Raw genomic sequence first — 15,373 nt, forward strand, 5'->3', positions numbered from 1 at the left:
ATGCGCAAACTCGCAGGAATCATAAAAAATAAGGGCCGGCAGTCCCCCGACTACCGACCCTTACGCTACCCCATCGCACGCGCGGCTGGCCCCTGTTCCAATTCCAGCCTTTGCGCCCATGTCGCAATGCCACGACGGGTGCAGTAGGGATATCCGCACGAAACATGCCAACTTGAGGGTCACTTGCTGAAAATGTGATTTGCACCACACTTTCCACCGAGCAAGTGACCTGTCCCGCCCTTCAGCCGATACTTCTGCGGCCGTTTTCCCTTTTCCGTTCCTGGTCCATGCCCATGTCCGACTCCTTCTATCGCTACGACGTCATCGTGATCGGAGGTGGCCATGCCGGCACCGAGGCCGCCCTGGCGTCTGCACGCACGGGGGCGCGTACCTTGCTGCTCACCCACAACATCGAGACGGTGGGAGCGATGAGCTGTAACCCGGCCATCGGCGGGATCGGCAAGGGCCACCTGGTCAAGGAGATCGACGCACTCGGCGGGGCGATGGCACGTGCAGCGGATCTGGCCGGCATCCAGTGGCGCACGCTCAACGCCTCCAAGGGGCCGGCAGTGCGTGCCACGCGCTGCCAGGCCGACCGCAACCTGTACCGCACTGCGATCCGCTGCATCGTCGAGGCCCAGCCCAACCTGACCGTCTTCCAGGCGGCCGTGGACGATCTGATCATTCATCACGGCGCCAGCGAAGCCGACAGCGTACGTGGGGTCATCACCCAGACCGGGCTACGTTTCCAAGCGCCTTCGGTGGTGCTGACGGCCGGCACGTTCCTGGCCGGCAAGATCCATGTCGGCCAAACGCAGTACGCGGCCGGGCGCATGGGCGATCCGCCTGCCACCACGCTGGCCGCGCGCCTGCGCGAGCGCCCGTTCGCGATCGACCGGCTCAAGACCGGCACCCCGCCGCGGATCGACGGGCGCACCCTCGATTACGGCGTGATGGCCGAGCAGCCCGGCGACGACCCATTGCCGGTGATGTCGTTCATGGGCCAGGTCAGCGACCATCCGCGCCAGGTCAGCTGCTGGATCACCCAGACCACCGAGCAAACCCACGAGATCATTCGCAACGCGCTGCATCGCTCGCCGCTGTATTCGGGGCAGATCGAAGGCATCGGCCCGCGCTACTGCCCGTCGATCGAAGACAAGGTGGTGCGTTTTGCCGAGAAGACCAGCCACCAGATCTTCGTCGAACCCGAAGGCCTGGAAGTGGCCGAGATCTATCCCAACGGTATTTCCACCTCGCTGCCGTTCGATGTGCAGCTGGCGCTGGTGCGCTCGATCCACGGCTTTGCGAACGCGCACATCACCCGCCCCGGCTACGCCATCGAGTACGACTTCTTCGACCCGCGCGGGCTCAAGGCCTCGCTGGAGACCAAGGCGGTGGGCGGGCTGTTCTTCGCCGGGCAGATCAACGGGACCACCGGTTACGAAGAGGCGGCCGCACAGGGTCTGCTCGCAGGGCTCAACGCAGCGCGCCATGTGCAGGGGCTGCCGGCGTGGTCGCCGCGCCGCGATGAGGCCTACCTGGGCGTGCTGGTGGACGATCTCATTACCCACGGCACCACCGAGCCGTACCGCATGTTCACCAGCCGCGCCGAATACCGATTGCAGCTGCGCGAGGACAATGCCGATGCGCGCCTGACCGGTGTCGGGCGTGAAATGGGCCTGATCGACGATGCGCGCTGGGCGCGCTTTGCGGCCAAGCAGGAGGCCGTGCAACGCGAAACGGCGCGGCTGGCTGCACTGTGGGCCACACCGGGCAATGCGCTGGGCCGGGAGGTGGCCAACGTGCTGGGCGTGACGGTCAGCCGCGAAACCAACGTGCTGGATCTGATCAAGCGCCCGGAACTCAATTACGCCACTTTGATGCGGGTGCCGACCCTGGGCCCGGGCGTGGACGATGCGCAGGTGGCCGAGCAGGTCGAGATCAGCGTCAAGTACGCCGGTTATCTGGATCGCCAGCGCGACGATATCGCGCGTCAGCAACGTCACGAAACCACGCCGATCCCGGACGGTTTCGATTACGCCAGCGTGCGCGGCCTGTCGATCGAAGTGCAGCAGAAACTCGAACGCGTGCGCCCCCAGCACATCGGTCAGGCACAACGGATTCCCGGCATGACCCCGGCGGCGATCTCGCTGCTGCTGGTGCATCTGGAGCGCGCACGACGCAGCCAAGTGGCGTGATCGACGCGGCGGGCCCTGCCCGGCGCCACTGATCGTTGGCATCCATCCCTCTGACGACAGCGGCGACCGCGCCGGTCATCGCGAAACGATGGCGTGTCCCGATTTGCGAACACGCGGGCGAGCAAAGGCGACCTGAGCCGACCGAACGGTCGAAGCGGGCTCGAGCGTTATTGCTATGATTTGCCAACGACGACACATTTCGACACATGAACGTATCCAGCACGTTATTGCCGGCGATGTTCCGCAGCGTCTGCGCTCTGCTGCTGTTGACACTGGCATGCAGTTGGCCGGCGCATGCCAAGACCGAAGAAGACGGGCGTTACTGGCTGAGCGTTTACGCGCAAGGCAGGCTACCGGTCGAAAACCTGTACTGGAGCATGGATGTCCATCCGCGCTGGCGCGAGGAAGGCGAACAGTTCGATCAACTGATCTTGCGACCTGCCGTGTTCTATCGGCTCAATCCCAAGGCCAGTGTCTGGATGGGTTACGACACCATCATCAGCCATCCGGCCGAGCAGCCATCCAACCGCGAAAATCGCTGGTGGGGGCAATTTCAATATCAATTCGATCCGATCGCCGAGATCACCATTACCAGCCGCACGCGCCTGGAACAGCGTCACCGCGAAGGCTTCCGCGATGAAGGGTATCGCGTGCGGCAGATGATCCGCGCGGTGCGCCCCAGCGGGTTCAGTCCGCAATTGTCGTGGGTCGCGTTCAACGAAGTGTTCGTCAATCTGGATCAGACCCGATGGGGCGCGCAACGCGGTCTCGATCAGAACCGGGTGTTTGTCGGCATCAACTGGAAATTCAATGCCATTGCCAACGCCGATGTCGGTTACCTGAATCAGTTCGTCAACACGCGTGCGGTGGATCGGGAAAACCACGTCTTGATGACCACGTTCCGCTTCAATTTCTGAGCACCGCGTGCGCGTGGCCTAGTTGCAGGGCGAGGTTGAAGGCAGTGCGTTTCAATCGACGCCGGACGCCATGCTGGGCGATTCGAGAAAACCTGCGCGTTGCCAACGAGCAGCCGATGGCAACCATGACAGTCCGCGTGGTACGCCGCGGCGCCAGCAGACGGGCAGGCGCATGCCTGCATCCAGGTCTTCTTGTCGCAGGGCGCACAGGCATGCGATGCCACACGCACCGAAGCTGCAGTGATACCGCCGCTGTTGCGCCAGCGCGAGCATCGGCACGGCTGCCGCCGGTTGTCAGGCGGCCCTGCGTTCGATCGCCGGCAGCAGGCGCTGGCGCAGCGTCAGTGCCGCCAGGTCCAGCGTTTCACCGGCCGCACGCAAGACGCTGCCCATGTTGATGAAGCCATGGATCATGCCCGGGAAGCTATGCAGGGTGACTTCCACTCCCGCCGCACGCAGGCGCTCGGCATAGGCGCGGCCTTCGTCGTAGAGCATGTCGCGGTCGCAGACCACGACCAGCGCAGGCGCAACGCCGGCGACATCCGGCGCCAGCATCGGCGAGACACGCCAGTCATCGGCCACCGCCATATCCGGCAGCAGGTGGCGGTTGAAGAATTCCACCGCTGCCGCCGTCAACGGCGGCAGGCCGGCGTTGAGCGAGCGCGATGGATACAAGCCGCTGTCCTGGCGCGCGTCGGTCAGCGGATAGACCAGCAGCTGGCAACGCAAGGCGATTCCGGCATCGCGCGCGGCCAGTGCGGCAACCGCGGCCATGGCGCCGCCGATACTGTCGCCGCAGACGGCAAGGCGCTGCACATCGGCGCCGACCGTGTCCGGGTGCGCAACCAGCCAATGCAATATCGCAATGACATCTTCCACACCGGCCGGCGCCGGGTGCTCGGGGGCCAGACGGTAATGGATCGCCAGCACCTGACAGCCAGCACGCGCTGCCAATTGCCGACACACATCGTCATGCGACTCCAGATCGCCGACCAGACCTCCGCCGCCGTGCACGTACAGGCAGGTCGGGGCTGGGCCGGTTGCGAGCCCGGTGGGGCGATACAAGCGCAAAGGCACTGCACCGGTAGCGGCATCGGCATTCAGATCGCGTACCTCGGCCATCTCGATGCGCGGGAAACCGAACTGCGCGCCCACCGCGCGCATCATCGCGCGCGCGCCTTCGATCGGCAGGGTTTCCATGGGCGGCTGCGCCGCCTCTTGAAGCTGGGCGAACAGGCGCACGACATCAGGATCAAACGACATGACGAACTCTCCGAGAAACAGTTGTCGAGCTTGCCAGATTGTTATGAACCATCACTATTCAACTCGTTAACTAGTATTAACGGATTGACCTGCTGGCCGGGCACGCATGCGAAAAGCCCAGGATTGCCAGGAAAAATAGGCGCCCCTACGTGGACCCGCCCCTTGGCAACGGTGCAGGTACGGCAGCCCCGCGCCTTGAATTTGCTGCGCTGCATCGCGACCACTGCGCTGCTGCGGACCTGACAGCTGGCGCAGCGACCTGCTGGCAATTCCTAATCGTTGTCTTCGGCAGCGGCTTCGCGGCCTTGCTGGCGAATGAGGTTTTCCTGGCGCGCATCTTCGATCGAGGCACGGACGGCGCGTACATCGGCGCGGCGGGTGTCGAATTTGAAGCGCCCGGTGAGCACGCTGTCCGGGCGCAGTTCGCCCTTTTCGAACAGCGCCCACATCTCTTCGCCGTAATGGGTGTTCAGCAGTTCGGGCGCGAAACGGCCAAGGCAATCGCGCAGGTTGTGCACGTCGCGCAGCAGCATGTCGCGCGCGGCATTGTTGCCGGCGGCGCTGACCACCTGCGGAAAGTCGATCACCACCGGGCCATCGGGCGAAACCAGCACGTTGTATTCGGACAGATCGCCGTGCACCAGGCCCAGCGACAGCATCTTGACCACATCGCCGATCAGGCTTGCATGGAAGGCACGCGCCTGATCGGGCTCCAGTTCCACTTCGCCCAGCCGCGGTGCGCTGTGACCGGCGTCATCGGTAACCAGATCCATCAGCAGCACGCCGTGGAAGTAACCGCGCGGTTTGGGCACATGCACGCCGGCATCCACCAGTTGATAGAGCGCATCGGCTTCGGTGTTCTTCCAGGCGGTTTCAGCTTCCTTGCGGCCGAACTTGGTGGCCTTGCCCATCGCACGCGCCTGACGGCTGCCACGCACCTTACGGCCTTCCTGGTACTGCACGCGGGCCTGGAAACTGCGTTGCGCCATGTCCTTGTAGACCTTGGCGCACAGGATCTCCGCGCCTGCGCTCACCACGTAGACGGATGCTTCCTTGCCGCTCTTCAGTGGTCGCAACACTTCGTCGATGACGCCGTCGTCGATCAGCGGCTGCAGGCCGTTGGGGGTTTTCATGGACTAAGAGCACCGATCCGTCACAAACCAGCGGCGATTATGCGGCAAGCAGGGTGAAGCGCTTACATGCCCATGCACAGAGTGTGAGCCGGGGCATGCCATGGCGCGAGCGCTTACCATGCATGGACCTGTCCGCTGCCGCACTCCTATGCCCGAGCCCGCCTCCAGCCGCCGCAAACGTCCCGCCGCCGTGGTTGCGGCCGGCAGCGATCGCGGCCTGCCGCATGAGCTGATGCAGCAGATCGCCGCCGCCCAGGGCGATCCGGACTTCATGACCTCGCTGGGGCGCGGGCTGGTGGTACTGAGCGTGTTCGCGCAGCACGCGCGCGAAGTGACGATGTCGCAGATCAGCCTGGAAACCGGCATTTCGCGCGCGGCTGTCCGGCGCGTGCTGCATACGCTGGCCAAGCTCGGCTATGTGGGCGAGCAAGGACGTGGCTACGTGTTGCTGCCGCGCGTGCTGGGAATCGGCGGCGCGTACGCGGCGTCTTCATCGATGACCGCGGCCGCGCAGCCGGTCCTGGACGGGCTGCGCGACCAGTTGCACGAATCGTGTTCGCTGGGCGTGCTGGATGGCGACGACCTGTTGTACGTGGCGCGATCGGAAACGGTGCGCATCATGTCGATCGGGCTGCGCCCGGGTACGCGGCTGCCGGCCTACTGCACCTCGATGGGCCGCGTGCTGCTGGCCGCCCTGCCCGGCGACACCTTGCAGGCGTATCTGGAACGTACCACCTTGCGTCCGCGGACCGACCGCACGGTGACCCAGGCCTCGGCATTGCTGGAGGTGCTGGCGCGCACGCGCCGCGAGGGCATGTGCCTGACCGATCAGGAACTGGAAATCGGCCTGCGCTCGATCGCCGTGCCGGTGCGCAACCTGCGCGGCGAGGTGATCGCCGCGCTCAACATCGGCGCCCAGGCAGGGCGGGTGAGCCTGCAGACGATGCAAACGCAGTTGCTGGAACCGCTGAAGCAGGCGGCGCAACGGCTGGGAACCTTGCTGAGCTAGTGCGCGACAAGGCGGCGCTGACGGAGCATGCAGACTGCGCATGCGCTTGCGCTGCGTGAGCTGGCAGTACAGCGATGGAGCACAGGTCAAGCAATTGCAACTCCGCATTCCGCGTGGGCCGATGCGCATACGGACGACTGGTCGCAAAGCGCTGCGCACCCCAGGTACGGATTAATTGCCACCCGTTGTTGCGCCCTTACCGGCTCAGAACGGCGACGAAAGTCGCGCGATCCGTCATCAGTGCGTGGGATGCGTGCAGGAGCTGGAGTTGCGACTTGGCACGGACCGAGTCCGAGCATGTGCCGCGCCCGGCTGGCGGCCGCGCAGTCGTCCTGTGCGCTGCGCTTGGAGCGTGTTATGTACGTTGAGTTGAGTGCGAAGCGGAAGGTGGCCGTCAGCGGCACGAGTGCGCGCCGGTGGCGGCCAACGGATCTCATCTCAACGTGCATGACACGCTCTAGCGCGGCCGGTGCAGAAAGCTCACCACCGTGTCCACCCAGGCCGCGTGGCTGTCTTCGACCTGGGCCACGTGGTCGGCGTGCGGCAGGGTCACCCAGCTGCGATCTTCGCTGCGCAGACGTGCGTAGAGATGGGCGTTGTCTGCCTGGGTGGCGATCGGGTCGTCGACGCCGCGCAACAGCAGCACCGGCAGCGTTGCGACCTGCTCGGGGTGGAAGGCGAACTGCTCCATCGCGCGCCAGTCGGTGCGCACCGGGTCCGCTGCCAGCGCCTGGGCGACGTAAGCCGCACGTACGCTCGGTGGTGCCGCGTTGGCGGTGATGAAATCCTCGCCGGCCGCAGCGGCCGTGGTGGGTGTGCGCAAGGGCCGATCCGCCGGAACCGCTGACGCGGGTGGTGTATCCACATCGTCCGGGAAGCCGAACAACACCAGTGCGGAAATCTCTTGCGGTTGCTGCTGCGCGAGCAGCAACGCCACTCGCGCGCCGTTGGAATAGCCCAGCAGTGCGGGCGGCGGCACATCGGGATGTGTCTGCGCGACCCAGGCCAGCACGCTGCGGACATCGGCCACTGCACGGGCGGGCGTATTCCAGCCCGTGCGGTCGCGTGGGCTGCCGCCGTAGCCGCGCAGATCCACCGCGTACGCGGCAAACCCGGCTTGCGCGAGCGCCGCAAGGACAGAGCGCGCATCACGCGGCTCGTCAGGCACCTGCAAATCGAAGTTGGGCAATGCGCTCCAGGTGCGGCCGTGCACCAGCACGATCGTGCCACGCGGCTGCGCGGGCACGCGCGACCACACCGCCAGCGTCTGCCCATCGTCGGTGCGCACCTGCGACAACACGGTGCCGGGGCCGGGCTGCGGTTGTGCGTGCAGCGCCGCAGCAGCCAATGACAACAACAGCAGGCAGGCAAATCGATGCGGCATGCGATGTCTCCGGACGCGGTGGGTTGAGCGCGGCCAACGCGCGCGCGCAGGCCGAAGTGGGCGGCGCGCCAGGCAGCACAGTGTACGAGTGGCCCAGCCGCACCGAGAACGACCTTACCCGGGTTGCGCTGTCGATGCTGTGCCGGCGTCGGCGGCTTGTTCTTCCAGGATCGGCCTGGCCAGCGCGAACGCGTGGTTGGCGGCCGGCACGCCGCAGTAGATCGCCGCCTGCAGCAGCACTTCCTTGATCTGCGCAGGCGTCACGCCGTTGTTGCGCGCCGCACGCACGTGCAGCTTGAATTCGTCGTCGTGGCCCAGCGCGATCATCATCGACAAGGTGATCAGCGAACGGGTGTGGGCCGGCAGGCCATCGCGGGTCCAGATGCCGCCCCAGGCGTAGCGGGTGATCAGGTCCTGGAATTCCTCGGTGAAATCGCTGCGCGCGGCCAGCGCGCGATCGACATGCGCATCGCCAAGGACGCGGCGGCGTACACGCATGCCGGCTTGATAACGTTCGTCTTCGTGCATGGGGTGTCCTTGCAAGGTGGGAAAGCTCACTCGCCCTGAAGAAAGCCGAGCACCGCGTGGTTGAACGCGGCCGGCGACTCCAGGTTGCAGATGTGGCGGCCGGGCACCTGGGCGTAATGACCGTGCGGCGCGGCATAGGCGATCTCGCGCAGGTCAGGCGGCGGACACACCGGGTCGTCGTCGCCGGCCAGCGCCAGCAGCGGCAGGCTCAGCCCGTCCAGTGCACCGCGGAAATCCGCATCGGCCACCGCCTGGCAGCAGGCGATGTACCCGGCCGGCGAAGTGGAGACGAAGGCAGCGGCGATCATGTCCAGGCGCTGCGCGTGGCTGACGGCAAATTCCGGGGTAAACCAGCGTTGCAGCGTGGCATCGATCAGCGTCGGAAGGCCCTCGCTGCGCACCTGTTCGATGCGGGTTTCCCAGGTGGCGGCATTGCCGATCTTCTGGGCGGTGGCGCATACCACCAGCCGGCGCAAGCGCTGCGGTGCATGCAGGCCCAGCCACTGGCCGGTGAGCCCGCCGATCGACAGGCCGCAGAAATCGCTTTGTGCGATCTCCAGCGCGTCCCACAGTGCCAGCACGTCCCGACCCAGGTCGGCCACGCCATACGGGCCGGGCGGCGTCTCCGAATACCCGTGGCCACGGCGGTCGTAGCGCAGGATGCGGTAGTGCGGGGCGAAGGCTTCGATCTGCACGTCCCACATGTGCAGATCGGTGCCCAGCGAATTGCAGAAGGTCAGCCAGGGGCGTCCTTCGGTGCCGTCCAGGCGGTAATGCAGGCGATGCGTGGGCAACTGGAGATAAGCCATCGAGGCACCGTCAACAGGAAGAAGATCCAGCCAGCACGCGGTCGATCCACACCGAGGACATGCCGCGCCAACTTGCGCTATCGAACACTGCCTGCAGTTGCGCGTGCGTGAGCACCGCGCGCAGATGCCGTTGCTGTGCCTGCGCGCGCAGCGCTGCCTGTTCCACCAGGGCGTGCGCCTGCGGCTTGCCTAGGTGTGGCGCGAGCGCGAACACCGCCGCCTCGGCGTAGAGCAGCCCGCCGTGGCTGTCCAAATGCGCCTGCATGCGCGTGCGATCCAGTTCCAGGCCGGACAGGCACAGCTGCATCTGCGCCAGGCTGCCGGCGGTGAGGCAGACGATCTGCGGCAAGGTGTCCCATTCGGCATGCCATTGGCCGGCCGCGCGCTCGTGCGGCTGTGCCATGGCGCTGAACAAGGTGGCGACCAGGCCCGGTACGCGGGTGGCCGCAGCCACCGCTGCCACGCTGGAGGCCGGATTGCGCTTGTGCGGCATCGCCGACGAGCCGCCCTTGCCGGTGGCGGCCGGCTCGAACGCTTCGCCCACCTCCGATTGCATCAGCAACACCACGTCGCCGCCGATCTTGCCCAACGTGCCAGCCAGCAGGCCGAAGGCGCAGCCGACCTCGACGATGCGGTCGCGCGCGGTATGCCAGGGCAGCGCAGGCAGCGGCAACGCCAGCGTGCTCGCCAAGGCCTGCGCCACTTCCAGGCCACGGCCCTGCAACGAGGCCAGGGTGCCGGCCGCGCCGCCGAACTGCAGCACCAGGGCATCGCGCCGCAAGCCGTGCAGGCGCTGCTGCGCACGCTGCAGGGCGTCCAGCCAACCGGCGACCTTGAGCCCGAAGGTGACCGGCACGGCCTGTTGCAGCAGGGTGCGTCCGGGCAGGCCGGTGTTGCGCTCGCTTTCGGCCAGCACCGCCAGATCGGCGTACAGGGCGTGCAGACGCGGCAGCAACAGATCGAGCGCAGCGCGCAGCTGCAGCACCGTGCCTGTATCGATGACGTCCTGGCTGGTCGCGCCCCAGTGCACCCAGCGCGCAGCGGAGTTGTCGTGCGCGGCCACCTGCGCGGTCAGCGCCTTGACCAGCGGAATGGCGGGGTTGCCGGCCAGCGCCGTGGCCTGCGCCAACGCGGCCAGGTCGTAGTGCTGCACATCGCAGGCAGCGGCAATGGCCTGCGCGGCCTCGGCGGGAATCACCCCGCACTGCGCCTGGGCGCACGCCAGTGCGGACTCGAACTGCAGCATCGCCTGCACGCGCGCGGCATCGTCGAACAAGGCCTCGCACGCAGGCGCGCCGAACAAGGATCCCAACAACGAAGATGTCGCGCTCATGCATTGCATCTCTAGGCGTGCCGGCAGCATCGCACCGATGTCCCAGGGTGCCAACTAGACCAAAGGGCAATGCATGCGGCGCGCCTGCCACTGCCGGGGTGATGTGGATGAGGCCATGCGTACTTGCGGTGCGTGCACGCGCGTTTGCCACGCGGACCGCCGCCCCTGAGGCGTGTGCGTGCGCCGTCATGGCGCATTGCGTGCCGCCGGAGAGACCTGGGCGGTTTTGTGGCGGCGGGCGCTTGTGCACTCGCGCGCGTAGCGCTGTTGGCGCTGTTGGCGCTGTTGGCGCGGCAGCGTGCCGGCAGGATGCAGCGCGGTCCCCGCACACAGACGGCGTTTCAAGATCGGCATGCGGATCAATAGCGGAAGAACACCGTTTCCGCTTCACCCTGCATGTGGATGTCCCAGGTGTAGGCACCACCTGGAAGCGGCTGGGCCAGCAAGGTGGCGCGCCGCTCAGCCGGCACCAGCGCCAGGATCGGGTCGCTGCCCAGCTGCGGGTCGTCGGCGAAATACAGCCGCGTCGACGCCGCGCGCAGCAGGCCGCGCATGAACACCAGCACCGTCAGATGCGCTGCTTGCTGCTTGCCGTCCGGGCCCGCCACCCTGCCCGGCTTGATGGTGCTGAAGGAAAAACGCCCGTGCGCGTCGGTCGGCACGCGGCCCCAGCCGTCGAAGCTGGGGTCGTGCGCCTGGCAGCGAGGGTCGGCCGCATGCGCATAGATGCCGGCAGCATCGGCTTGCCACACTTCCAGCACCGCATCGGCCACGGGCGCGCCGGCACCATCGAAGATGCAACCGCTGATCTGCACATGCGCGCCCGCTGCCTGCGCAGGTGCGATCTGTTGGCGATACAGCGGCTCCAAGCCAAGCCGGTAATATGGGCCGACGGTCTGCGACGGCGTTGCATGCAGGCTCATCGTGTCACTCCCAGACCGTTTGCTTGCGACCGCGCAAGACGATGTCGAAGCGGTAGGCCAATGCGTATTCGCTGACCGCATTTTCCCAGTCGAAACTGGACACCATGCGTTCACGCGCCAACGCATCGTCGACGCAGTTGTAGATGGGGTCGTGCGCCAGTAGCGGGTCGCCGGGGAAATACATCTGAGTGACCAGCCGCTGCCCGATGCCATCGCCGTGCAACGAAAAATGGATGTGCGCCGGCCGCCAGGCGTTGTAGTGATTGCGCCACGGATACGCGCCCGGCTTGATGGTCTTGAAACTGTAGCGGCCGTGCGCATCGGTCAGCACCTGGCCGGTGCCGCGGAAGTTGGGGTCCAGCGGTGCGTCGTGCTGGTCGCCAGCGTGCTGGTAGCGGCCTGCCGCATTGCATTGCCACACTTCAACGATGCTGTTGCGGACCGGCCTGCCGTTTTCGTCGAGCACGCGGCCGGAGACGATGATGCGCTCGCCCAGCGGCGCGCCACTGAAACCGGCAGTGAGATCGGCCGCGTGCGCGCCCAGCGTAAGCCGGTCCAGGCGCGGGCCAGTGACTTCCGACAGCGTGACCGGCAGGTCGATCGGCGCACGCGTGGGCCCGCGCAGGGTGGTGGAAGCGTATGCCGGATGCAGGTAGGCCGGCTGCGTACCGGGCCGGCTGCGGCGATAACCGAGCAGCGGTTCGGCGGCGATGGCAGGTTGCTCAGCGGTGGGATCGCGCATCTTGAATCTCCGTCGGCAGCAAGACGACTCGAACGACATGGGTGCGAGGGAAGGACGAGGGAGGTTGCAACGGCAGGTTCACAGGCGCTCGATCGCCAACGCCACGCCCTGCCCCACGCCGATGCACATGCTGGCCAGCCCGAACCGCCCGTTGCCCGCCTCCAGCTGCCGCAGCAAGGTCAGCGCCAGCCGCGCGCCGCTCATGCCGAGCGGATGCCCAAGCGCAATGGCGCCACCGTTGGCATTGACGTGTGCGGCATCGTCGGCCAGGCCCAATGCACGCGTGCAGGCCAGCGCCTGCGCGGCGAAGGCTTCATTGAGTTCGATCGCATCGAACTGCGCGATGCGCAGGTTCAAGCGCGCCAGCAGACGCTCGGTGGCCGGCACCGGGCCGATGCCCATGTACGCCGGCTCCACGCCCGCCGAGGCGAACCCCAGCACACGCGCACGCGGCGTCAGCCGATGCGTCTGCACGGCCTGCGCCGAGGCCAGCAGCAAGGCAGCGGCGCCATCGTTGAGACCGGAGGCATTGCCGGCCGTCACGGTACCGGGCTGGCGGAACACCGGTTTGAGCTTGGCCAACATCTCGGCGGTGGTGTTGGGACGCGGCGCTTCATCGTGTTCGACGGTGGAGGCATCGCCGCCCTTGCGCGCGGCCACGGCCACCGGGGTGATTTCTCCATCGAAAAAACCGGCCGCCTGCGCCGCCGCTGCGCGCTGCTGGCTGCGCAGGGCAAACGCATCCTGGTCTTGGCGCGCGATGGCATACCGCTGTGCCACGTTCTCTGCCGTTTCACCCATCAATTCGATGCCATAGACGGCTTGCAGGCGCGGATTGATGAAGCGCCAGCCCATGGTGGTGTCTTCCAGCTGCTGGGTGCGGGCGAAGGCGCTGTCGGCCTTGCCCATCACCCAGGGCGCGCACGACATCGATTCGACACCGCCGGCAATGGCAAGATCCAGTTCGCCGGCACGCATGCCGCGCGCCACCGTGCCGATCGCGTCCAAGCCCGAGCCGCACAGGCGATTGAGCGTGCTGCCCGGCACCGAAGACGGCACGCCGGCCAGCAACAGACTCATCCGCGCGACATTGCGATTGTCTTCGCCGGCCTGGTTGGCGCAGCCCAGGTACACATCGTCGATTGCGGCCGGCTCCAGCTGCGGCTGCCGCGCCAGCAATGCGGCGATCGGCACTGCGCCCAGGTCGTCGGCACGCATGCTGGACAAGGCGCCACCGTAACGGCCGATCGGCGTGCGGATGCCATCGATCAGATACACCTCGCTCATGCCTGGGCTCCCGCTGCCTGCGCGCCATGTGCCGCATCGGTGCGTGCCTGCAGCGCGCGCAGGGCGTCCAGCTCGGCACCGCTGGGCGGCGTGGTGTGTGCAAGGTCGGCGGCGAACCGGATCGGCCACCCGGTCGCCGCGCTGACCTGCTGGCGCGTGGTGCCGGGATGCAACGAGGTCACGGTGAGTTCGCGGGTCACAGGGTCGGGCTCCATCACGCACAGGTCGGTGACGACTACGGTCGGGCCGGCGCCGGGCAGGCCGGCACGCGCGCGCGCATCGCCCCCGTCCAGATGCCCGACCGTGGTGATGAAGTCCAAGCGTGAAACGAAGCTGCGTGTGGATTGGCGCATGATGATGAACACCTGCTTGGCGCTGGCCGCGATTTCCGGCGCGCCACGGGCGCCGGGAAGCCGCGTCTTCGGTGCGTCATAGGAGCCAATCACGGTGGTGTTGAGGTTGGCGTAGCGATCGATCTGCGCCGCGCCCAGAAAGCCCACGTCCACGCGCCCGCCCTGCAACCAGTAGCGGAAGATCTCTGGCGTGGAGACCACGGTGTCGGCGGTTTCGGCCAGCTCGCCATCGCCGATCGAGAGCGGCAAAACCTGCGGGCGCGCACCGATCGGGCCGGATTCGTAGATCAAGGTGACGTCGGGCGCATGCGTAAGCCGCGCCAGATTGGCGGCAGTGGACGGCAAGCCGATGCCGACAAAACACACCGCGCCATCGGGCAGGCGACGCGCAGCGGCCACCGTCATCATTTCGTTGGTGCTGTAGGCGCTCATGCGGCCACCTGCTGCTGCGACCGTGCATACACGCGCTGAAAACCGGCGAAGTCGTCGGTGTCGAGAATATGCGCCTGGATCCAGGCCTGGAACGTCGCACGGTCGCGCGCGATCGCATCCCAGGCCAGATAGAACCGGTTGTCGCGCGCGTAATAGCCATGCGCATACGAGGGCGCGGCGCCACCGGGCACCACGCAGACCGCATCGACCACCCAACGCGGCAGGATGCAGGCATTGGGTGGCGCATCGAGGCTGTCGACGATCTCTTCCACCGTCACGATCACCTTGCGCGCTGCCAGCGCGGCCTCTTTCTGCACACCCAGAATGCCCCACAGCAGCACGTTGCCGCGGCGATCGGCCTGCTGGGCGTGGATCACCGTGACATCGGGATTGACGGCCGGCGAGGTGGCCAGTGTCTGGCCGGTATACGGGCACTGCAGGAACCTGATGCTGTCGTTGACGCGCGGCAGATCCGAACCGACATACCCGCGCAACACTGCAAACGGCAGCCCCGACGCACCGGCCACATAGGCATTGGCCATATCGGCGTGACTGTGTTCGCGAATCTGCAGCGGCTGCGGCCAGGCGTGTTCCACTGCATCGCGCAACCGGTGCAACGAGCCGACGCCGGGATTGCCGCCCCAGGAAAACCGCAGCGCTGTCGCGCAGCCGGCGCCGATCAACTGGTCGTAGATCAGGTCCGGCGTCATGCGCACCAGACGCAGCGCGCGCTTGCGCTGGCGAATGACTTCGTGCCCGGCCGCTTGCGGAATCAGATGGGTGAAGCCTTCCATCGCCACGCAGTCGCCATCGGCGATCAGCTGCGACACCGCGTCGGCGAGAGCGACGATTTCGGCCATTGCGTTCCCTTCAGCACAGCGAGCGTGGGGTCACGGTAGGCGCAGCCGACGGGACGGTCAATCCGATAATCGGTGACTCGAATCGATATTCGCACAATTTCGCCAGACCAGTGGCGCGCCCACATTGTCTCCGGTGTACACATAACTTCGCTCGCAAGCGGACGCCAGCGTTGCGATGCGCGCTAAGGAAGGTCTGATCAAC

Annotated in this window: 14 protein-coding genes; 3 read left to right on the forward strand and 11 right to left on the reverse strand. The window is 66.6% G+C overall.

Annotated features, from left to right (window positions below; translation table 11 throughout):
• Nucleotides 1-293: 293 nt before the first annotated feature.
• Together mnmG and J7367_RS10275 are read left to right on the forward strand one after the other, a co-directional pair.
• Nucleotides 294-2,198 carry a tRNA uridine-5-carboxymethylaminomethyl(34) synthesis enzyme MnmG gene (gene mnmG / locus J7367_RS10270; protein ID WP_057658872.1) on the forward strand — a complete coding sequence of 635 codons (1,905 nt, stop codon included), beginning with the start codon at nucleotides 294-296 and terminating at the stop codon, nucleotides 2,196-2,198.
• A 236-nt stretch (nucleotides 2,199-2,434) separates the two neighbouring features.
• Nucleotides 2,435-3,115 (forward strand): DUF2490 domain-containing protein, encoded by a 681-nt coding sequence (locus J7367_RS10275; RefSeq protein ID WP_057658921.1) that lies wholly within the window; start codon nucleotides 2,435-2,437, stop codon nucleotides 3,113-3,115.
• A 294-nt stretch (nucleotides 3,116-3,409) separates the two neighbouring features.
• Here J7367_RS10275 and J7367_RS10280 read toward each other — a convergent pair whose 3' ends face one another.
• The gene (locus J7367_RS10280; protein WP_007968470.1) at nucleotides 3,410-4,378 is read right to left on the reverse strand and encodes an alpha/beta hydrolase; all 969 of its coding nucleotides are present in this window, start codon (nucleotides 4,376-4,378) and stop codon (nucleotides 3,410-3,412) included.
• 272 nt (nucleotides 4,379-4,650) lie between these two features.
• Complete coding sequence (locus J7367_RS10285; RefSeq protein WP_057658876.1) at nucleotides 4,651-5,511, reverse strand: PA4780 family RIO1-like protein kinase; 861 nt, start codon at nucleotides 5,509-5,511, stop codon at nucleotides 4,651-4,653.
• Between the two features lie 148 nt (nucleotides 5,512-5,659).
• On the opposite strand from J7367_RS10285, the gene J7367_RS10290 reads away from it, so the two are divergent.
• Nucleotides 5,660-6,520, forward strand: a complete 861-nt coding sequence (locus tag J7367_RS10290) for an IclR family transcriptional regulator C-terminal domain-containing protein (protein WP_008578106.1) — start codon at nucleotides 5,660-5,662, stop codon at nucleotides 6,518-6,520.
• A 457-nt stretch (nucleotides 6,521-6,977) separates the two neighbouring features.
• On the opposite strand, the gene J7367_RS10295 is transcribed toward J7367_RS10290, so the two are convergent.
• The 9 genes from J7367_RS10295 to J7367_RS10335 form a co-directional block, all read right to left on the reverse strand.
• Nucleotides 6,978-7,904, reverse strand: a complete 927-nt coding sequence (locus J7367_RS10295) for an alpha/beta fold hydrolase (protein WP_057658877.1) — start codon at nucleotides 7,902-7,904, stop codon at nucleotides 6,978-6,980.
• 114 nt (nucleotides 7,905-8,018) lie between these two features.
• Nucleotides 8,019-8,432: a 4-carboxymuconolactone decarboxylase gene (gene pcaC / locus J7367_RS10300; protein ID WP_007968463.1), complete on the reverse strand. Its 414-nt coding sequence runs from the start codon at nucleotides 8,430-8,432 to the stop codon at nucleotides 8,019-8,021.
• Between the two features lie 26 nt (nucleotides 8,433-8,458).
• Nucleotides 8,459-9,241 (reverse strand): 3-oxoadipate enol-lactonase, encoded by a 783-nt coding sequence (gene pcaD, locus J7367_RS10305; protein ID WP_057658879.1) that lies wholly within the window; start codon nucleotides 9,239-9,241, stop codon nucleotides 8,459-8,461.
• Between the two features lie 10 nt (nucleotides 9,242-9,251).
• Nucleotides 9,252-10,574, reverse strand: coding sequence for a 3-carboxy-cis,cis-muconate cycloisomerase (locus J7367_RS10310; RefSeq protein ID WP_057658882.1), 1,323 nt, complete (start codon nucleotides 10,572-10,574; stop codon nucleotides 9,252-9,254).
• Nucleotides 10,575-10,933: 359 nt separating this feature from the next.
• A complete protein-coding gene (gene pcaG / locus J7367_RS10315) occupies nucleotides 10,934-11,497 on the reverse strand; it encodes a protocatechuate 3,4-dioxygenase subunit alpha (RefSeq protein ID WP_057658890.1) in 564 nt (187 codons plus the stop codon).
• Nucleotides 11,498-11,501: 4 nt separating this feature from the next.
• Nucleotides 11,502-12,239, reverse strand: coding sequence for a protocatechuate 3,4-dioxygenase subunit beta (gene pcaH / locus J7367_RS10320; RefSeq protein WP_022558020.1), 738 nt, complete (start codon nucleotides 12,237-12,239; stop codon nucleotides 11,502-11,504).
• 78 nt (nucleotides 12,240-12,317) lie between these two features.
• Entirely contained in the window at nucleotides 12,318-13,526 is a 1,209-nt protein-coding gene (gene pcaF / locus J7367_RS10325; protein ID WP_057658892.1) for a 3-oxoadipyl-CoA thiolase, read from the reverse strand.
• The gene (locus J7367_RS10330) at nucleotides 13,523-14,311 is read right to left on the reverse strand and encodes a CoA-transferase subunit beta (protein ID WP_057658893.1); all 789 of its coding nucleotides are present in this window, start codon (nucleotides 14,309-14,311) and stop codon (nucleotides 13,523-13,525) included. The genes pcaF and J7367_RS10330 overlap by 4 nt, the downstream gene beginning before the upstream one ends.
• A complete protein-coding gene (locus J7367_RS10335; protein WP_057658895.1) occupies nucleotides 14,308-15,171 on the reverse strand; it encodes a CoA-transferase in 864 nt (287 codons plus the stop codon). The genes J7367_RS10330 and J7367_RS10335 overlap by 4 nt, the downstream gene beginning before the upstream one ends.
• Nucleotides 15,172-15,373 lie beyond the last annotated feature (202 nt).

Source organism: Xanthomonas sp. D-36-1 (assembly GCF_017746155.1).
GTDB classification, from domain to species: domain Bacteria; phylum Pseudomonadota; class Gammaproteobacteria; order Xanthomonadales; family Xanthomonadaceae; genus Xanthomonas; species Xanthomonas cissicola.